Raw genomic sequence first — 19,854 nt, 5'->3', positions numbered from 1 at the left:
GCTTGAGGCCGGTTACGAAGGCTCTTGCCAGACGCCGTTTGCCGGGCGCATGAAAGAGCAAGATTTGCAGCAAATTTTGCAGCGACTGATTCCGGAGCCCGCGACCCTTGAGCCGCAAGTCCACGCGACTGGAAGACCTGGCCCAGATGGCGGGCGTCTCGATCTCCACGGCGTCGCGCGCCCTGAACGACCATCCGGCGGTCAACGACCGGACCAAGCAGCTGATCTGGAAACTGGCGCGCGAGCACGACTATCCGTTCCGCCGCTACATGCCCGCCGGCCCCATCGGCGCCGAGGCGACCATCGCCCTGGTGGTGCCGCGTCCGCAGGGGCGCGAGGGCCGTCTTAGCGACCCCTTCTTCCTCGAACTGCTGGCCGGGGTGGGCGAGGCGGCGCGCGAGCGCGGCTGCGACCTGATCATGAGCCATCTGGCCCCCGCGACCTATGAGGACGTGGCCGCCGCCATGACCACCAGCCGCGCCGACGGCGTCATCTTCCTGGGCCAGAGCACCCTGCACGCCGCCTTCAACCGTCTGGTCGAGACCGAGGCGCGCTTCGTCGTCTGGGGCGCCGAACTGCCGGATCAGCTCTACTGCTCGATCGGCTCGGACAACATCAACGGCGGGCGCCGGGCGACCCTGCATCTGGCCCGGCTGGGGCGCAAGCGCATCGTCTTCCTGGGCGACATCGATCCGCCCGAGTCCATGCAGCGCCATCGCGGCTATCTGGACGCCCTGGCCAGCGCGGGCCTGCCGGTCGATCCCGACCTGATCGTGGACGCTCATTTCGAGGTGGAATCGGCCGAGGCCTCGGTCGAATCCCTGATCCGTCGCGGCGTCGCCTTCGACGGCGTGGTCTGCGCCAGCGACCAGATCGCCCTGGGCGCCGTGCGCGCCCTGGTTCATGCGGGCCGCAGCGTGCCGGGCGACGTCTCGGTCATCGGCTTCGACAACGTGCCCTTCAGCCGCTACTCGAGCCCGGCCCTCAGCACCATCGCCCAGGACACGATGAAGGCGGGCCGCCTGATGGTGTCCAAGCTGCTGGACCACGGCGGCGACGCCGCCGGCCGCTCGGAGCGCGTGCCCACCGACCTCATCGTGCGCGAGAGCTGCGGCGGCTGATCGCACGTCAGCGGGCCTCTTTGCGCAGCAGCACGCCGCCCAGCGGCGGCAGGACGCCAGCCTCGCCCAGATTGACCGAGTCGATCACCGTGTAGCCCTCGGGTGCGGTCCAGGCTTGCGCCTCGTGACCCAGATTGAAGGCCGCCAGCAGGGCCTCGCCGCCGCCTTCGCGGGTGAAGCTCAGCACCGGCTCGGTGCTCAGCACCTCCATCTCGCCGACGCGCAGCGCCGGGCAGGCGCGGCGCAGGGCCAGGATGCGGCGCGTGGCGTTCAGCATCGACTTGGGGTCGGCGTTCTGAACATCGACCGCCATCGCCGGGTGGCGCGGGTCCACCGGCAGCCAGGGCTCGACGGTGGAGAAGCCGGCGAAGGGGACGTCCGCCGTCCAGGGCATCGGGGTGCGGGCGCCGTCGCGGCCCAGGGTCTGCGGCCAGTTGGCGATGGCTTCGGGATCGACCAGCCGCTCGAACGGCACCTGTCCCTGGGGCAGGCCCAGCTCCTCGCCGTAATAGACGAAGACGTTGCCGCGCAAGGAGACCAGCAGCAGCATCAGCATCTCGGCCAGCTGGCGCTCGTCGCGGCCCTCGGCCCAGCGCGAGATGGCGCGCGGCGCGTCGTGGTTGGAGAAGGTCCAGGACGGCCAGCCTTCGTCGGGCGCACCCGGCCACATGGCGGCGCCCGTCTTCACCAGATCGGCGAACATCCGCTCGGCGTAGAGGTAGAGGAAGCCGTAGGCGCTGTGCAGGTGGCGGTCGTCGGCGGTGTATTCCTTCATCTCGCGGTCGGCGTAATCGCCGCCGACCTCGGCCACGGTGAAGCGCCCGTCGCCATAGCTGTCGGTCAGCGCCCGCACCCGCTCCAGGAAGGGGGCGATGTCGGCGTGGGACTGGTTGTAGATCTTGTCCTGGAAGTCGAACGGCCGCGTCCGCTTGCCGCCCGCCGGGAAGGCCGGATTGTCCTTCAGCGAGGGGTCGTTGATCATGAAGTTGATGGCGTCCAGGCGGAAGCCGTCGACCCCCCGGTCCAGCCAGAACTTGCCGGCGGCCAGCAGGGCGTCCTGCACCGCCGGATGACGGCCGTTCAGCTGTGGCTGCTCGGGCAGGAAGTTGTGCTGGTAGTACTGGCCGCGCCGCGCGTCCCAGGTCCAGCCGGGGCCGCCGAAGACGGACTGCCAGTTGTTCGGCGGCGAGCCGTCGGCCTTGGCGTCGGCCCAGACGTACCAGTCGGCGAAAGCGTTGGTGCGGTCCTGACGGCTGGCCTTGAACCAGTCGTGCTGGTCCGAGGTGTGCGACCAGACCTGATCGACGATGACCTTCAGCCCCAGGCCGTGCGCCTTCTCCACCAGAGCGTCGAAGTCGGCCAGGGTCCCGAACACCGGATCAACGTCGCAGTAGTCGGCGACGTCATAGCCGAAGTCCTTCATCGGCGAGGTGTAGAAGGGCGAGATCCACACCGCGTCCACGCCCAGCGAGGCTATGTGGTCCAGATGGGCCGTGACGCCGTTCAGGTCGCCGACGCCGTCGCCGTTGCTGTCGGCGAAGCTGCGCGGATAGACCTGATAGACGACGGCGCCGCGCCACCATTCCTGATGGGCCTGATCCGGGGAGGGGACGACGGAGAGGGTCGCAAGGGTCACTGGGCGGGGCCTTCAGATACGCAAATCATGTAGTCGAGCGGGGGCACGGTCACGCGGACCACGCCCGGCGCGGCGGGGGTGGCGGGGCAGGCGCCCCGGCTGGCGGTCCACCCGGTCGAAGCCGGATCGACCACGACATTGGCGGTCAGGGGCGTCGTGCCGGTGTTGAACACCGCCAAGGTCTCGCCGGCCTGGCCGGGGAGGGCGCGCGTGAAGGCGAACAGGCCGGGCGCCTCGGCGGCGGCGCGCACCGTCTGCGTCCCGCGACGCAGGGCCGGGGCGGCGGCGCGCAGCCGGGTCATCTCGGCGATGGCCTTGTAGAGCGGCGCCTGGCGGTCATAGGGATCGCGCAGGCCGCCGATGCGCTGCTCGGTGCGATAGGTCTCGACCTGGCCGTCCCACATGTCCTGTCGCCCGCCGCCATAGCCGCCGCTGCCGGCGAAGCCCTGTTCGTCGCCGTAGTATAACGTCGGTACGCCCCGGCTGAACATCATCAGGGCGTGGGCCAGGGCCGTGCGGGCCAGAAGTTCCTCGTCCGACGCCTGCGGGTGGGCCTTCAGCACGAAGCCGCCGATGCGGCCCATGTCGTGATTGCCCAGGAAGGTCGGCAGCTGCAGGGCGGCCTCGGGCCCGCCTTCATACAGGGCGTCGGCGGCGAACAGGGTCGCCAGGGCGTCCGGGGCCTTGGCGCCGTTGGCCACGTCGGTCGCGACCGACTGGAAGGCGAAGTCCAGCACGGCGGGCAGCTTGTCGACCCGCGTGTGTCGGGCCAGCGCCGCCGGGTCGTGGTCATAGACCTCGCCGAAGACGTGGAAGTTGGGGATGCCGCGCGCTTTCGCCCGCTCCATGATCGCCGGGACGAAGGCCTGCCAGAACTCGGGATTGACGTGCCGGGCGGTGTCGATGCGGAAGCCGTCGATCCCGTAGTCGTCGATCCAGTCGCCGAAGACCTCGATCATGCCCTGAACCACGCGCGGGTTCTCGGTGAAGAGGTCGTCCAGTCCGGCGAAGTCGCCGAGGGTCGAGCTTTCGCCGCGGAAGGTCGAGTCGCCGCGGTTGTGATAGAGTAGGGGATCGTTCAGCCAGGCCGGGACCTTCACCGTCTCCTCACCCGCCGGGACGTAGGGGGTGTAGGCCCAGGTCGGGTCGGTCAGTTTGGAGAAATCTTCAGTTCCGCCGTCGCCCCGGAAGCCGTCGTTGATCGCCGCCCCGTCCACGCCGCCGCGTCGGGTGTAGGGATAGTCCGCCACCGGGCGGTAGGCGCAGTCGTTCTGGGGGCATTCGCGATACTGGATCACGTCGGCCGTGTGGTTGGTGACGATGTCCAGATAGACCTTCATGCCGCGCGCATGGGCGGCCTCGACCAGGGCCTTCATCGTCTCGGGCTCGCCGAAATGCGGATCGGGGCGGGTGAAGTCGGTGATCCAGTAGCCGTGGAAGCCGGCCATGGGGCGGCCGACCGTCGGCTGCACCGGCTTGTTCTTGAAGATGGGGGCCATCCAGATGGCGGTGACGCCCAGGCCCTGCAGATAGTCGAGCTTCTGCATCACTCCGGCCAGATCACCGCCGTGATAGAACTCGGGGTTCGACGGGTCGAAGCCGCTGACCAGCCGGTCGGCCGCATAGCCGCCGTGGTCGTTGGCCGCATCGCCGTTGGCGAACCGGTCGGGCAGCAGGAAGTAGATGACCTCGTCCTGGGGCGGGCGTTGACGCAGGGCTTCCGTGGCGGCAGGGGTCTGGGCCGAAGCGGTCCCGGCGGCCAGCAGGGTCAGGCCCGAAACGGCTCCGAGCAGACACTTCCAGCGGCGTGGCGTCCTGGGCATGGCGGCCCTCCCTGTCCTGTCCTTCCGATACGTTGCCGGAAAGATCGATTTGCAAGTTTTTGCAGCGACGGGAGGGCCTGTCAACCGCGCCGTTTTTGTCTTGTTTTCCAAGGCGGCTTCCTTGTTGCGCTGCGATGTAGGCCTATTTTGCGCGATGCTTTAGCGAACATCGTCCGGCCTCAAACATTACCGGCTTGCAAGGTTGTCGTAGATTTGCATAAGTTTGCGGCAGATCGCTTCATCAGAGAGCGACGACCCATGGGAGGATGAGATGGCTTCTGGCTTCACCCGGCGTGCGCGCCTCATGACCGGCGGCGCCTTGGGCGTCGTCATGACCCTTGCTCTGGCGGGCGGCGCTCAGGCCCAGACCGCCGCGCAGGACGAGCAGGCGACCCAGGTCGACGAGATCGTCGTCACCGGCATCCGCCGCTCGATCGAAGCCTCGATCTCGGCCAAGGCCAACAACACCTCGATCGTCGAAGTCATCTCGGCCGAAGACATCGGCAAGCTGCCCGACGTGTCGATCGCCGAATCCCTGGCCCGCCTGCCGGGCGTGGCCATGCAGCGCCTCGACGGCCGCAGCCAGCAGATCTCCATTCGCGGCCTCGGCCCCGACTTCACCACCGCCCTGCTGAACGGGCGTGAAATGGTCACGACCGGCGACAACCGCGGCGTCGAGTTCGACCAGTTCCCGTCGGAACTGATGTCCAGCGTCGTCGTCTACAAGACGCCCGACGCCTCGCTCACCGGTCAGGGCCTGGCCGGCACGGTCGACATGAAGACCATGCGCCCGCTGGACTACGGCCGCCGCGCCATCGTCGCCAACGCCCGCTATGAGTGGAACGACATCGGCGCCCTGAACTCGGGCACGACCGACCACGGCCAGCGCTACACCCTCAGCTACGTCGACCAGTTCGCGGACGACACCATCGGCATCGCCCTGGGCTACGCCCACATGACGTCGCCCTATCAGTCGGAACGCTTCCAGGCCTGGGGCTATCCGACCTACAGCGACGGCAACCTGCTGACCGGCGGGGTCAAGCCCTACGTCATGTCGTCGGAGCTCGAGCGCGACGGCTATATGGGCGTGCTGGAGTGGAAGCCGAACGACCGCTTCCACACCACGCTGGACGCCTTCTATTCCGAGTTCAAGAACACCCAGGTCATGCGCGGCATCGAGTTCCCGCTGGCCTGGGGCGGCTCGTCGGGCGTCTGCCCCGGAACGCCCGCCGTCTGCCGGCCCGGCCCGTCGCTGCGCCCCGGCTACACCGTCGAGAACGGCATGATCGTCGCCGGCACCTGGGACAACATCAAGGGCGTCGTCCGCAACGACCTGAACAAGCGCGAAAGCAACATCACGGCCCTGGGCTGGAACACCGAGTTCGTCGCCAACGACGACTGGTCGTTCAACCTGGACCTCAACTACTCCAAGGTCGAGCGTAACGACGTCATCCTGGAGACCAACGCCGGCACCGGCCGCAACGTCGCCGGCGCCCTGGACACCCTGGGCTTCGAGCTGACCGACGACGGCGTGACCCGCTTCACCAGCCGGCTGGACTATTCCGACCCGAACCTGATCCGCATCACCAGCCCGCAAGGCTGGGGCGGCGACGTCATTCCGGGCGGTCAGGCCGGCTATATGAACACCCCGTCCATCGAGGACGAGATCAAGGCTGTCCGCTTCGCCGGCCGCCGCGAACTGCACCAGAGCCCGTTCAGCTCGATCGACTTCGGCGTCAACTACTCGGAGCGGAACAAGAGCTTCGTCAACGACCAGTTCTATCTGGCCGTGCCGGGCGGCGGCGACCTGGCCATCCCGACCCAGTTCCTGCTGGCCCCGACCGACCTGGGCTACCTCGGCATCTCCAAGGTCATCAGCTACGACGCCCTGGGCGTGATCAACAGCGGCGCCCTGGCCAAGGTGCGCAACCCCAACGCCGACGTCGCCGCCGGCAACTGGGAAGTCTCGGAAAAGGTCACCACGACCTTCATCCGCGCCAATATCGACCACAACCTGTGGGGCAAGCCGCTGACCGGCAACGTCGGCATTCAGGCGGTCTATACGGATCAGGCGTCGAGCGGCTTCTCGGCTCGTCAGGTCGGTCCGGGCGTGTCTGAAACCATCGCGGTTTCGGGCGGCGCGGAGTATCTGGAGATCCTGCCCAGCGCCAACTTCATCCTGGAAGTCGGCGACGACCTGTTCGCCCGCTTCGCCGCGGCCCGCACCCTGGCCCGGCCGCGCATGGACGATATGCGCGCCTCGCGGAACTACAGCTACAATCCGGCCCTGGCCCAGTCGGGCGACATCAACCGTTCGCCCTGGGGCGGCGGCGGCGGCAACCCCGAACTGCGCCCGTTCATCGCCGACGTGGCTGACATCTCGATCGAGAAGTATTTCGCCAACCGTCGGGGCTATGTCTCGCTGGCGGCCTACTACAAGCACCTCGAGAGCTTTGTTTACAACCACAACCAGATCTTCGACTTCACCGGCTATCCGATCGGCGTGATCTCGCCGACCAACCCCGAGCCGGTCCTGCGTCAGGGCCTGGTCGGCGCGCCGGACAATGGCGAAGGCGGCTGGATCAAGGGCATGGAGTTCGCGGTCTCGACCCCGTTCGACGTCTTCCACCCGATGCTGGACGGCTTCGGCGGACAGTTCAGCGCCTCCTGGACCGACAGCGAGATCCAGCCCGACCCGACCCAGGCCCCGACCACCATGCCGGGCCTGTCGGAAACGGTGATCAACACCACGGTCTATTACGAGAAGAACGGCTTCCAGGCCCGCGTCTCGCACCGCTACCGCTCGGACTTCCTGGGCGAGGTCGCCGGCTTCGGCAACGGCCGCACCCTGCGCTCGGTCGCCGCCGAGAACATCGTCGACGCCCAGATCGGCTACGAGTTCCAGTCGGGTCCGGCCGAGGGTCTGTCGATCCTGGCCCAGGTCAACAACCTGACCGACGAGCCGTTCAAGACCTTCGAGAATGGCGATGAACGCCGCACCATCGACTTCCAGCAGTTTGGCCGGACCTATGCGGTCGGCGTGAACTACCGCTTCTGACCCCTCTCTTCTGAGCCGACTGGGGGCCGTGTCTTTCGGGGCCGGCCCCCTCTTTTTTGCCTGATCAAGATTTCCTTCGGGGAGCGACCATGAGCCGACCTCAGTCCGTGGCGGAGGCCGCGACGCGCGGCACCGGCCTCGCCTTCGCCTGTGTCACCAGCCTCTTTTTCGCCTGGGGCTTCGCCACCTCGCTGATCGATCCGCTGATCGCGGCGGTGCGGCGGGTGTTCGACCTCAGCTACACAGAATCCTTCCTGACCACCTTCGCCTGGTTCATCGCCTATGGCGTGGCCTCGCTGCCGGCGGCGGCGGCGGTGTCGCGTCTGGGCTATAGCCGGGGCATCATCGCCGCCCTGGTGACCATGGTGCTGGGCTGCCTGATCGTGCCGGTGGCCACCACCCTGGACTTCTATCCCGGCATCCTGCTGGCCCTGTTCGTCATCGCCTCGGGCGTGACCCTGCTGCAGGTGGCGGCCAACCCCCTGGTGGCGGAACTGGGGACCAAGAAGAGCTCGCACTTCCGCCTGGTCTTCTCCCAGGCCTTCAACTCCCTGGGGGCCACGGTCGGGCCGTGGCTGGGGGCGCACGTCCTGCTGACCGGCGGGGTCTTCGCGGCGGGCGCAGTCGTCACGGTCGCCACGCGCGGCGAGTCGTTGCGCAGCATCGACATCGCCTTCCTCGGCATGGGGGCCTTCTTCGCCCTGATCGCCGGCTTCATCTTCTCGGCGCGCAAGCAGATCAACGCCGCCGCCCCGGCCCATGACGCCGCCGAGCCAGTCGGCGCGGCCGCCATCCTGTCCGCGCTGAAGTCGCGCTGGGCCCTGTTCGGCGCCCTGGCCATCTTCATCTACGTCGGCTCGGAAGTGGCCATCGGCAATATGCTGACCAACTTCCTGTCAGGCCCCGACGTGCTGAACATCCCGGTCGAGGCGGCGGGCAAGATGGTCGCCCTCTACTGGGGCGGGGCCATGGTCGGCCGCTTCGTCGGCTCCTGGCTGCTGACCCGCATCCACGCGGGCGTGCTGCTGACGCTGTGCACCATCGTCGCGGCGGCCCTGTGCCTGATCGTGACCCAGACGGGCGGCGTGACGGCGGCCTATGCGGCCCTGGCCGTGGGCTTCTTCAACTCCATCATGTTCCCCAGCATCTTCACCCTGACGCTGGAGCGCTCCAGCGCCCCGGCCGCCTCGACCTCGGGTCTGCTGGTGTTCGGCATCATCGGCGGGGCCTTGCTGCCGCTGCTGGCGGCGCAGGTGGCCGACCGTTCGGGCGACATCCACCTGGGCTTCTTCGTGCCGGTGGCGGGCTATCTGTTGCTGACTGTTTTCGCCATCGCCTGCGCCCGCACCAAGGGCCGCGAGACGGAAGGTCCGGTCGCTTCGCCGCACTGACGGGGTTGCGACGGGTGAAATCAGGCCGCGTCCGAGCGATCGGACGCGGCCTTTTCGTATGCGCCCTCAGGACGCCCGCGTCGGGTCGGTCAGGGGCTCGGTGATCTCACGCGGGCCGTGCAGATCGGCCGAGAGCGGGACGGTGGTGCGTTCGATCATGCGGTGGACCACCGGCTTGCCCGGTCCCTGATGCAGGGCGCGTATCCGTTCCGACGTCTCGGCGTCGGCCTTGGTGATGCGCTGGTTGTGGCGCACGTAATCCAGCCAGGTCGGAGTGTGGTAGCGTTCGATCCAGGTGTTCGGTTCGGCCAGGTCGCGCAGCAGGTGCCACTGACGCGCGCCGTCGCGGCGACGGATGCGGCGCCGCTCGTCCATCACCTCCAGGAAGGCGTCGATGTCCTGTTCGCGGATCTGATAAGCGATGGTGACGACGATCGGGCCGCTGCGCGGTTCGATGGCGACCTCGGTGCTGGGCTCGGTCCAGCGGCTCAGCAGGTCCATGTTCAGGTTGGCGGTCGAGGGCAGGGGCACGCGCAGGCCGATCAGCACCGACAGCAGCAGCACTCCGCCCGACAGGCCCAGGGCCACGTCCAGCCCCTGATGCTGGGCCATCGATCCCCACAGCCAGCTGCCGCCCGCCATGCCGCCGAAGGCCGCCATCTGATAGAGGGCCAGCGCCCGGGCCACGATCCAGCGCGGCACCGACATCTGCACCGTGACGTTGAAGGTCGACAGCACCAGCACCCAGCCCGCGCCCGTGATCATCAGGGCGGGCAGGGTCAGGATCAGCCAGGGGCTGTAGCCGATGACGGCGGCGGCGGCGGCGAAGGTCAGGCCGGCGACGCGGACGATGGTCTCGGTCTCGTATTTCGCCCTCAGCTTGCCGACGAACAGGGCTCCGCCCACGGCGCCTACCCCGAAGGCGCCGAGCAGCAGGCCGAAGACCAGTGGGCCGCCGCCGCCCTCGCGCGCCACCAGCGGCATCAGGGCCTGAACCGCGCTGGCCCCGACGCCGAAGACCACGGCGCGCAGCAGCACCGCCGTCACGCGCGGCGACAGGAAGGCGTAGCGCAGGCCGCCCGCCATGGCGGCCAGCAGGCCCTCGCGCGGCAGGGCCTGCTTGGGCCGGTCCGGCTTCCAGCGGAACAGGACGATCAGCAGACCGACATAACTGAAGGCGTTGACCGCAAAGGCCGCCGCCGCGCCCGCCGCCGCCACGATCATGCCGCCGATGGCCGGACCGACGCTGCGCGCCAGATTGAAGCCCATGGAGTTCAGGGTCACGGCCCCGGCCAGATCCTCGCGCGGGACCATGTCGCCGACCGACGCCTGCCAGGCCGGGCCGTTGAAGGCGGCGCCGCAGCCGATCAGGAAGGTGAAGCTGAGCAGCACCCAGGGCGTGATCCACCCCATCCAGGTCATGGCCGCCAGCCCCGCCGAGACCAGCAGCATGAAGCTCTGGGCCGCCAGCATGATCCTGCGCCGATCCACCGTGTCGGCCAGGGCGCCGGCCGCCAGCGACAGCATCATGATGGGCAGGGAGACCGAGGCCTGCACCAGGGCGACCATCTGGGGCGAGGCGATGGAGGTCATCATCCAGGCGGCGCCGACCGACTGGATCAGGCCGCCGAAATTGGTCACCAGGCTGGTGATCCAGACGGCGCGGAAGACCGGATGGTTCAGCGGGGCCAGCGCCCCGGTGCGCACGCGCGGCGCGGTCTCAGGGGCGGTCATGCGGCGGACCGGCTGGAACTGAACATCAGGATGGCGAGGCCCGATCGGTGACTGCGGAACGAAGCCCTACTGCACCCCTTTGCCGCGGGCTTGGCAAGCCAGGCCCCCGAACTTCGGCGGAGTTTAGTCCGATTCAGCCCGAGGCGTTCAGCAGCGCATCCGCCGCCGACTGCTCCAGGCCCGTCTCGCCGGCCATGGCGGGGCCGTTCAGCAGGGCGGCGTCCGGGCGCGGCGGCGCTTTCCGGCCGGTCAGGGCGGTCAGCAGGCGGCTGATCCTCTGGTCGGCCAGGTCCTGAAAACTGCAGGCCTCGAAGACGCGGTGGAAGGTCGCCGTCACGGCCTCGGCGTCCACCGGATCGCCGCGCGTCAGGGCCACCCCCTCCTCGGCGGCGGTCAGGATGTCGTCGACGGCGGCGGCCAGCTCGCGCCGCAGATGGTCGATCTCGGCCAGGATCTGCTGGGGAGTCATGGGGGGCGTCATGGTTCAGATCTCGCCCACGACCGAGGTCAGCTTCTGCTTCAGCACCGCCAGGGTGAAGGGCTTGATGACGTAGTTGTTCACCCCGGCCTGACGCGCGGCGATGACGTTCTCGACCTTGGCCTCGGCCGTCACCATGACGAAGGGGGTCGCCTTGGTCTTTTCCTCGGCGCGGACCTGCTTCAGCAGCTCCAGCCCCGTGACCGGCTGCATGTTCCAGTCCGACAGGACCAGGCCGTAGGTCTTCTCTTTCAGCATAGCCATCGCGGCGGCCCCGTCGGGCGCGTCGTCGACGTTGACGAAGCCCAGCTGGTTCAGCATTCCCCGCACGATACGCACCATCGACTTGTAGTCGTCCACCACCAGGACGTTCATGCTCTTGTCCGCGGCCATTCGATCCCTCGTTTGCACAAGTGCGACCTCGTGGGTCGCCGTGAATGAAGAACGCGTCGCCCCGGATTCTTTCCGTCGGCGGCGATACATCCATAGGATGTGTAAGCTTAAGCTTGGATTAACTGATTTACCGTGATGGTTACCTTCGGATGGACGGCTGCAGGGTCGTTCCGGATGGGGGCGCTCGACTATGGACGACGTCATCAACGAGTTTGTCGCCGAGGCCCGCGAGGGCATTGAGGCGGTGGACGCCAAGCTGGTCCGCTTCGAGCAGACGCCGGACGATCCGGAACTGCTGGGCGACATTTTCCGTCTGATTCACAGCATCAAGGGGGCCTCGGGCTTCCTCGGCCTGATGCGGTTGCAGACCGTGGCCCACGCCGCCGAAAACGTTCTGGGCCTCTATCGCGACGGCTCGCTGGCGGTGGACGCCTCTTCCGTTTCGGCCATCCTCGACGCGGTGGACGTGGTTCGGGCCGTGATCGAGGGACTGGCCGACACGGGCGTCGAGCCCGAGGGCGACGACGCCGCCCTGATCGGCCGTCTGGACCGCATCTTCGCGGGCGAGGCGGCCCCGGCGGCGGCCGCGCCGGCGGTCGCGCAGCGCCCTCTGCTGGAACGGGCCGGGGGCGAGGCGACGCTGGACGCCGCCTGCGAAGGCGCGATCGCGAGCCTGGTCATGGCGCCCGAAACCGGCGCCCTGTTCGCCGGGATCGACCTGGATCGGCTGCAGGCCGAATGGCGCGACAGCCTGTGCGGCGCGGCGCGCGGCACGGCGGCGCCCGGCGCCTATCGACACGCCCTGGCCGAGACCTTCGGCGAGGCGATCGCGGCGCACGAGGCGCGCTTCATTCAGGTCATGCGCCAAGGCCTGCTGGATCTGGAAGCCGAGGCCGAGGCGGTCGAGGCCCTTCTGGCCGCTGCTCCGCCAATCGCCTTGGCAGCCGAGAGCGAGGCCGAACCGGCCCGGGGCGACCGCGCCGACCGCGCCGCCTCCGAACCGTCCAAGGGGCCCCAGACCATCCGCGTCGGCGTCGACACCCTGGAAGGTCTGATGACCATGGTCAGCGAGCTGGTGCTGATCCGCAACCAGCTGATCCAGACCCTGCGCGACCAGCCGGAGACGCCCTTCGCCGGGCCGTTGCACCGTCTCAATCAGGTGACCAGCGAACTGCAGGAAGGGGTGATGACCACCCGGATGCAGCCGATCAGCGGCGCCTGGGCCAAGCTGCCGCGACTGGTGCGCGACCTGGCCTCGGACCTGGGCAAGCGCATCGACCTGGTCATGACCGGCGAGGACACCGAGCTGGACCGTCAGGTCATGGAGCTGATCCGCGATCCCCTGACCCACATGATCCGCAACGCCGCCGACCATGGGCTGGAGACGCCCGAGCAGCGCCGCGCGGCGGGCAAGCCGGAGATGGGCCGCATCACCCTGTCGGCGCGGCACGAAGGCGGGGCCATCCTGATCGAGATGGCCGACGACGGTCGCGGCCTGCCCGCCGACCGCATCCGCGCCAAGGCGCTGGACGTCGGTCTGATCAATCCCGCCCAGGCGGCGGCGATGAGCGACGCCGAGGCGCGCCAGCTGATCTTCCTGCCCGGCTTCTCGACCGCCGCTTCGGTGACGGCCGTGTCCGGCCGCGGCGTCGGCATGGACGTGGTCCGCACCAATATCGAAGCCATCGGCGGCGCCATAGAACTGGCCTCGGTCGAGGGGCAGGGGACGCGCTTCACCATCCGCATCCCCCTGACGCTCAGCATCATCGCCGGCCTGGTGGTCGAATGCTGCGGCGAGCGTTTCGCCATGCCCCAGGCCAGCATCATCGAACTGGTCAGCGCCAACGGCGCGGCGGGGCGGCGGATCGAACAGATCAACGGCGCCGAGGTTCTGCGGCTGCGCGACCGGCTGCTGCCGCTGGTGTCATTGCAGGCCCTGCTGGGCCTGGAGGCGCCCGAGGGGCCGCGCGGCGAGGCCTGCATCGTCGTGGCCCGCGTCGGCGCCTTCACCTTCGGCGTCATCGTCGACCGGGTGTTCGACACCGAGGAGATCGTGGTCAAGCCGACCGCCTCGATCCTGCGCCATCTGAAGCTCTACTCCGGGGCCACCATCCTGGGCGACGGCTCGGTCATCATGATCCTGGACTTCAAGGGCATGGCCGTCGAGGCGGGCGCGGCGTCGCTGCTGAACGGCGGCGACGAGGCGACGATCGAGGCCGTGGCCGGCGACGACCGTTCGGAGTCCCTCCTGGTCTTCCGCGCCGCCGACGGGGCGCTGAAGGCCGCGCCGCTGGCGGGCGTGGCCCGCATCGAGGAGCTGGAGCCCTCGACGCTGGAATGGGCCGACGGTCGCTCGCTGGTCCAGTATCGCGGCCAGCTGATGCCGGTGCTGGGCGCCGACGGGGTTGCGCTGGCCCAGGCGCCGTCCGCCAAGCGGCCGCTGCTGGTCTTCTCGCGCGGCGAGCGCAGCCTGGGCCTGATGGCCGAGGAGATCGTCGACATCGTCGAGGCCGCCGCCGCCGCCGAACTGGCGGGATCGTCCACCGGCGTGACCGGCAGCATCGTGGTGGCGGGCCGGGCGACCGAACTGATCGACGTCGACTTCTACTGGCGGCGTTGCGACGGCCTGGCCGAGCCGGGGCCCGCGGCGGCGCCGGCCCGCGCCGCCAAACGCCTGCTGGTCGTGGACGAAAGCCCCTTCGTGCGGATGCTGCTCGGCCCCCTGCTGGCCCAGGCGGGCTATGAGGTCGAGGTGGCGAGCGACCCCGAGGCGGCGCTGGTGCTGCACGACGCGGGCGCCGCCTTCGACCTGATCCTGGCCGACACCAGCCAGGCGGGACCGGCGGCGCGACGGATGGCCGCCGCCTTCGGCCGGGCCTCGTCCTGGCACGCCACGCCGCTTCTGGGCCTGGGCGTCCAGTCGCTGAGCGGCCCTCCGCAAGAGGCGTTGCTGAGCGACGTCGCTGAAGTCCTTTCCGAGACCGGGGCCGCAACCCGGACCGACGATCAGGAGGCCGCATGACCCCCGCTTCGATCGAACCCTCGTCCGAGGGCTTCGTCTCCGTCCGTGTCGGCGATCAGATGATCGGGGTTCCCCTGCTGCGGGTTCAGGACGTGATCGCGCCGGTGCGGATCGACCGGGTGCCTCTGGCGCCGTTCGAGGTGGCGGGGTCGCTGAACCTGCGGGGGCGCATCATCACGGCGGTGGATATGCGCCGCCGCCTGGGCCTGCCGCCGCGCGAGGACGGCCAGCCGCAAATGAGCGTCATCGTCGAGCGCGGGGGCGAGCTTTACGCCCTTCAGGTCGAGGACGTCGGCGACGTCCTGTGGCTGGAACGCTCGGCCAAGGAGCCTCTGCCCGTCACCCTGGCGCCCGAATGGCGCGAGCTGTGCGACGGCCTGTACCGCCACGACGACGCGTCCCTTCTGATCCTCAACATCGAACGAACCTTCACCCTGGCTTCCGCGCCGTCGCCTTCGACCTCGGCCTGAACCGGACCTTCAAGGAGCTGCCCCATGTCGCGCATTGCTTCCGCCGCTGTTCCCCAACTTGAAGACCTGCCCGAAACCGCAACCGATCTGGACACGGACGCCTTCTCCCGCGCCGTTGTCGACCAGACCTCGGCCGCCCTGATGATGGTCGACCGCGACCTGACCATCATCCAGATGAACGACGCGACCGTCGCCCTGCTCAAGGCCAACGAGGCGGCCTTCGCCAAGGCCTTCCCCGGGGCGCGGCTGGATCAGATGATCGGGACGTCCATCGACATCTTCCACAAGGACCCCCGGCATCAGCGCCAGCTTCTGGCGGCGCCCCGCGCGACGCCGCACATCGCCGAGATCAGCGTCGGCGACCTGCGCTTCGCCCTGCGCGTCATGTCGGTGCTGGACGCCGGCGGCGACTACGTCGGCAATGTGCTGGAGTGGAACGACGTCACCGAACTGCGCAAGCATACGGGAATGCTGGAGGCCCTGAACAAGGCCCAGGCGGTGATCGAATTCGGTCTGGACGGCGTGATCCAGAGCGCCAACGGCAACTTCCTGGCCACGCTCGGCTATCGGCTGGAGGAGATCGTCGGCCGCCACCACTCCATGTTCGTCGATCCCGACGAGGTGCAGAGCGGCGCCTACCGCGCCTTCTGGGAGAAGCTGGGCCGGGGCGAATACGACGCCGGCCAGTACAAGCGGTTGGGACGGGACGGGCGCGAGGTCTGGATCCAGGCCAGCTACAACCCGATCCTCGACGCGCGCGGCGTGCCGTTCAAGGTGGTCAAATACGCCACCGACATCACCGACCAGAAGCTGGCCACCGCCAATTTCGAAGGCCAGATCGCGGCCATCAACAAGGCCCAGGCGGTGATCGAGTTCGACATGGACGGGACCATCCGCGACGCCAACGACAACTTCCTCAACACGGTCGGCTATCGCCGCGACGAGGTGGTGGGGCGTCACCACAGCCTGTTCGTCGAGACGGGCTACGACCGCTCGCCCGACTACCTCGCCTTCTGGGACAAGCTGCGGCGCGGCGACTATGACGCGGGCCAGTATCGCCGCCTGGGCAAGGGCGGACGCGAGATCTGGATCCAGGCCAGCTACAACCCGATCCTCGATCTGAACGGCAAGCCCTACAAGGTCGTCAAATACGCCACCGACATCACCGCCCAGAAGCAGGTGGCGGCGCGGGTGACGGAGATCTCGGGCATCGTCGCCTCGGCGGCTTCGCAGATGCGGGCCACGGCCGAGGGCATGGCGGGCACGGCCGAGGAGACCACGCGTCAGGCCGGGGCCGTGACGGCGGCGGCCGAGGTCACCTCGGTCAACGTCCAGACCGTGTCGTCGGCGGGCGAGGAGCTGACCGCCTCCATCGCCGAGATCGCGCGTCAGGTGGCCGAGTCCAGCAGCATCTCGCAGCACGCCGTGACCGAGGCCGACCGCACCAGCGACTCGATCCGCACCCTGGCCGATGCGGCGCAGAAGATCGGCAACGTCGTCACCCTGATCAACGACATCGCCGGCCAGACCAAGCTGCTGGCCCTCAACGCCACCATCGAGGCGGCGCGGGCGGGCGAGGCGGGCAAGGGCTTCGCCGTCGTGGCTTCGGAGGTGAAGAGCCTGTCGGACCAGACGGCGCGGGCCACCCACGAAATCTCGTCCCAGGTCTCGGCCATGCAGTCGGCGACCCAGACCTCGGTCGGGGCCATCGGCAGCATCACCGACACCATCCGCAAGGTGGCCGACATCGCCTCGGCCATCGCCGGCGCGGTCGAGGAACAGTCCGCCGCCACCCGCGAGATCGCCGCCAACGTCGCCCAGGTGGCCGAGGGCACGCGTCAGGTTTCGACCAGCATCGCCGGGGTCAACGCCGCGGCGGTCCAGACCAGCGACGCCTCGTCTGAACTGCTGGGCGCCTCGGGCGAACTGGCCCGCCAGGCCGAGGCCCTGACGGCGGAAATGGATCGTCTCGCCGCCGCCTGAGCCCCCCCCTGCGGGCCGCGACGAGACGGAGCGGGGCGAAGGCGCGTGACACCGCCTTCGCCCCCTGAGTCGTTTCCACTTTCCTTCCCAGCTGATGGCAGGAAAACGGGTATCAAGCCGTTCCCGAAGTGAAGCGGCTAACGATACCTCGATAGTATCGCTATAGTAGCTTTCAGAATCTTAGATGACGCGTCGGGGGACGGTATGGCCTACGAGTTTGCCTTTATCTCATGGGAGGCTGCTGCGACGTTGGCTACCGGATTCGCTGCAGTAGCTGCGGCGTGGTGCGTTGGCAAAAATCAGATAGCCATTCAAAAGCGGCAAACGCGTATCCAGCATGAGTTGCAAAAACTTGAGGCGCTAAAGATCAAGACGGATCTTTTTGATCGTAGAATGACTGTCTATCTCGCTATTGATAGTTGGCTTGCGGAGTGGGTTCTTAGGGGCGAGGTTCGGAAAGAAACTGAGATCGCATTCTATAAGGCGCATGATCAAGCGACATTTTTGTTCGGTCCAGAAGTTCGGAGCGCATTTCTTGATTGGTATCGAGCCGCTCAGGTGCTCCGCGAGCATGAAGGGCCGGAACAAAGTGCTCAGGTACTTGAGGCGCGCCAAACTCTGGAACGTGCGTTTAAGGATCGTCGAGCTGTTTTTTCAGCTGAGCTGGAAATGCCCGCTTCTATCTAGTGTCAAAGCTCTCATTTGTGGGATCGGCAGGGTCAGCAGACGAGATTAGGCACCCGGCCTGAACACGCCTCTCAGTCCCACGACCGGCGCGAAGCCGCTCTCCAGACCCACCACGGTCTCCGCGCTGCCCAGCACCAGGGCGCCGTGCGGCTCCAGCGCCTGACCGATCTGGGCGAGCGCCGCGCGCTTATGCTCGCGGTTGAAATAGATCAGGACGTTGCGGCAGAAGACCAGGTCGAACCGGCCCAGACCTGTCGTTCCCGCCAGCAGGTTGTGCGGCGCGAACCGGACCATGGAGCGGATCTGCGGCGACAGCAGCCATTGATCCCCCTGACGGGTGAACCAGCGGGTCAGCCGGGCGTCAGTCAGGCCGCGTTTCACCTCGAAATCGCTGTAGAGGCCGGTGCGGGCGCGCTCCAGGATCGGCAGGGACATATCCGTGGCCAGGATGTCGATGCGCCAGCCGGGCATCCGCGCCTGTTCCTCCATCAGCAGCATGGCCAGGGAATAGGGCTCCTGTCCGCTGGAGCAGGCGGCGCTCCAGATGCGCAAGGTCCTGGTCTGCGCCCGCGCCGCCATCAGCTCCGGCAGCAGCGTGTCGCGCAACTGGTCGAAGGGTGTGGTGTCGCGAAAGAAGAAGGACTCATGCGTCGCCATGGCGTCGATGCAGCGCTGGGCCAAGGCCCCGGACGGCTCGGACCCGACCTGGGCCAGCAGCTGATCCAGGCCGTCGAACCCGTCCTTGCGGGCCAGCGGCTCCAGCCGGCTTTTCAGCAGATAGTCCTTGTCCGCCGTCAGCACGAGGCCGGAGCGGTCCAGCACCAGCTTGCGGAAGCTCTCATAGGCGACGGTCATGCGCAGGCCCGCCGAATCCAGGAACCGATCTGCGGCAGGGGCAGGACGGCGTCGGCCAGGCCCGTGCGGGCGGCGGCACCGGGCATTCCCCAGACCACGCTGGTCGCCTCGTCCTGAACGATGAAGCGTCCGCCCGCGCCGGCCACGGCGCGACAGCCCTCGGCCCCGTCCGCTCCCATGCCGGTCAGGATGACCGCCAGCAGGCCGGGGCCATAGACCGCCGCCGCCGACCGCAGCATGGGATCGACCGAGGGACGGCAGAAATGCTCGGGCGCTTCCTGGTTCAGGCGGATGACCGGCACCTGACCGCTGCGGCCGACCGTCATGTGCCAGCCGCCGGGGGCGACATAGATGCGGCCGGGCAGGATGGGCTCGCCGTCGCGGGCCTCGGCCGCCGGGCGTCCGCCGGACCGTTCCAGCTGTTCGGCCAGCATGGCGGTGAAGGTCGGCGGCATATGCTGGGTCAGCAGCACGGCCTGTTCGAGGCCGTCCTTCAGGTCCTGGAACAGGGTCATCAGGGCGGGCGGCGCGCCGGTCGAGCCGCCGATGGCCAGAACCTGCGGCCGGACCGGCGGCGACAGGGGGGCGGGGCGGACGGCCGGGGCCGCGGGCGCGGGCGCCGATGCGGACGGCAGGGCGCCGCCACGGTCCTGGATCTGGCCCCGACTTTGGCCAAGGGCCTTCACCTTGGCGGTCAGTTCGCGGGCGAAGTCCTCGGCCCCGACCAGGCCGCCGGTCTCGGGCTTGGGCACATAGTCGGCGGCCCCGGCTTGCAGCGCCTGCAGGCTGATGCGGGCGTTTCGCCGCGTCAGGGTCGAGGCCATGATGACCTTCACCTCGGGGCGTTTCTTCAGGATCAGGGGCAGGGCGGTCAGACCGTCCATGACCGGCATCTCGATGTCCAGAACCACGACGTCGACCGGGGTGCGATCCAGCTCCGCCAGCGCCGCCTCGCCCTGCGCGGCCCGCGCTACGACGGCGATGCCGGGATCATGCTCCAGAAGCTGGACGATCAGACCGCGCACGATGGCGCTGTCGTCGACCACCATGACGCGAACTGGATTCGACGTTAGCGACGCTGAGGCTACGGACAAAACGACCACCCCCATTCAGAACGACAAGGATGTGTAGCCCATAGTTGTAAACGAGCCGTCGACGCTGACGCAGGGCGTCCAAGTCCCTATAGAGACGGCTTCCTCCCTG

At 68.3% G+C, this 19,854-nt stretch carries 14 protein-coding genes; 7 read left to right on the top strand and 7 right to left on the bottom strand.

Annotation, left to right across the window (positions count from 1 at the left end; translation table 11 throughout):
• Positions 1-107: 107 nt before the first annotated feature.
• Positions 108-1,121, top strand: a complete 1,014-nt coding sequence (locus ACREEF_RS00995) for a LacI family DNA-binding transcriptional regulator (RefSeq protein WP_431563744.1) — start codon at positions 108-110, stop codon at positions 1,119-1,121.
• 7 nt (positions 1,122-1,128) lie between these two features.
• On the opposite strand, the gene ACREEF_RS00990 is transcribed toward ACREEF_RS00995, so the two are convergent.
• Both ACREEF_RS00990 and ACREEF_RS00985 read right to left on the bottom strand, forming a co-directional pair.
• Positions 1,129-2,757 carry an alpha-glucosidase gene (locus ACREEF_RS00990; RefSeq protein ID WP_431563743.1) on the bottom strand — a complete coding sequence of 543 codons (1,629 nt, stop codon included), beginning with the start codon at positions 2,755-2,757 and terminating at the stop codon, positions 1,129-1,131.
• Positions 2,754-4,580 (bottom strand): alpha-amylase family glycosyl hydrolase, encoded by a 1,827-nt coding sequence (locus ACREEF_RS00985; protein WP_431563742.1) that lies wholly within the window; start codon positions 4,578-4,580, stop codon positions 2,754-2,756. Before ACREEF_RS00985 ends, ACREEF_RS00990 begins: the two co-directional genes overlap by 4 nt.
• 271 nt (positions 4,581-4,851) lie before the next feature.
• Here ACREEF_RS00985 and ACREEF_RS00980 point away from each other — a divergent pair, with 271 nt between their 5' ends.
• Together ACREEF_RS00980 and ACREEF_RS00975 are read left to right on the top strand one after the other, a co-directional pair.
• Complete coding sequence (locus ACREEF_RS00980) at positions 4,852-7,638, top strand: TonB-dependent receptor (RefSeq protein ID WP_431563741.1); 2,787 nt, start codon at positions 4,852-4,854, stop codon at positions 7,636-7,638.
• Positions 7,639-7,727: 89 nt separating this feature from the next.
• On the top strand, positions 7,728-9,029 hold the full coding sequence (locus ACREEF_RS00975) for a sugar MFS transporter (protein ID WP_431563740.1): 1,302 nt from the start codon (positions 7,728-7,730) through the stop codon (positions 9,027-9,029).
• A gap of 66 nt (positions 9,030-9,095) precedes the next feature.
• Here ACREEF_RS00975 and ACREEF_RS00970 read toward each other — a convergent pair whose 3' ends face one another.
• From ACREEF_RS00970 to ACREEF_RS00960, 3 genes are all read right to left on the bottom strand, one after another.
• Positions 9,096-10,763, bottom strand: coding sequence for an MFS transporter (locus ACREEF_RS00970; protein ID WP_431563739.1), 1,668 nt, complete (start codon positions 10,761-10,763; stop codon positions 9,096-9,098).
• A gap of 133 nt (positions 10,764-10,896) precedes the next feature.
• Positions 10,897-11,244: a hypothetical protein gene (locus tag ACREEF_RS00965; protein ID WP_431563738.1), complete on the bottom strand. Its 348-nt coding sequence runs from the start codon at positions 11,242-11,244 to the stop codon at positions 10,897-10,899.
• 3 nt (positions 11,245-11,247) lie between these two features.
• Entirely contained in the window at positions 11,248-11,634 is a 387-nt protein-coding gene (locus tag ACREEF_RS00960) for a response regulator (protein WP_431563737.1), read from the bottom strand.
• 190 nt (positions 11,635-11,824) lie between these two features.
• Here ACREEF_RS00960 and ACREEF_RS00955 point away from each other — a divergent pair, with 190 nt between their 5' ends.
• The 4 genes from ACREEF_RS00955 (at position 11,825) to ACREEF_RS00940 (ending at position 17,796) form a co-directional block, all read left to right on the top strand.
• Positions 11,825-14,656: a hybrid sensor histidine kinase/response regulator gene (locus ACREEF_RS00955; protein WP_431563736.1), complete on the top strand. Its 2,832-nt coding sequence runs from the start codon at positions 11,825-11,827 to the stop codon at positions 14,654-14,656.
• A complete protein-coding gene (locus ACREEF_RS00950) occupies positions 14,653-15,126 on the top strand; it encodes a chemotaxis protein CheW (RefSeq protein WP_431563735.1) in 474 nt (157 codons plus the stop codon). Before ACREEF_RS00955 ends, ACREEF_RS00950 begins: the two co-directional genes overlap by 4 nt.
• Positions 15,127-15,150: 24 nt before the next feature.
• Positions 15,151-17,109: a methyl-accepting chemotaxis protein gene (locus ACREEF_RS00945; protein WP_431563734.1), complete on the top strand. Its 1,959-nt coding sequence runs from the start codon at positions 15,151-15,153 to the stop codon at positions 17,107-17,109.
• A gap of 204 nt (positions 17,110-17,313) precedes the next feature.
• Positions 17,314-17,796 (top strand): hypothetical protein, encoded by a 483-nt coding sequence (locus tag ACREEF_RS00940; RefSeq protein WP_431563733.1) that lies wholly within the window; start codon positions 17,314-17,316, stop codon positions 17,794-17,796.
• A 45-nt stretch (positions 17,797-17,841) separates the two neighbouring features.
• On the opposite strand, the gene ACREEF_RS00935 is transcribed toward ACREEF_RS00940, so the two are convergent.
• Together ACREEF_RS00935 and ACREEF_RS00930 are read right to left on the bottom strand one after the other, a co-directional pair.
• Entirely contained in the window at positions 17,842-18,651 is an 810-nt protein-coding gene (locus ACREEF_RS00935) for a CheR family methyltransferase (RefSeq protein WP_431563732.1), read from the bottom strand.
• Positions 18,648-19,760: a protein-glutamate methylesterase/protein-glutamine glutaminase gene (locus tag ACREEF_RS00930; protein ID WP_431563731.1), complete on the bottom strand. Its 1,113-nt coding sequence runs from the start codon at positions 19,758-19,760 to the stop codon at positions 18,648-18,650. Before ACREEF_RS00930 ends, ACREEF_RS00935 begins: the two co-directional genes overlap by 4 nt.
• Positions 19,761-19,854 lie beyond the last annotated feature (94 nt).

This window comes from Brevundimonas sp. (genome assembly GCF_050729455.1).
GTDB lineage: Bacteria > Pseudomonadota > Alphaproteobacteria > Caulobacterales > Caulobacteraceae > Brevundimonas.
The sequence above is the reverse complement of the archived record's forward strand: the minus strand, read 5'-3'. Positions and strand labels throughout refer to the sequence as shown.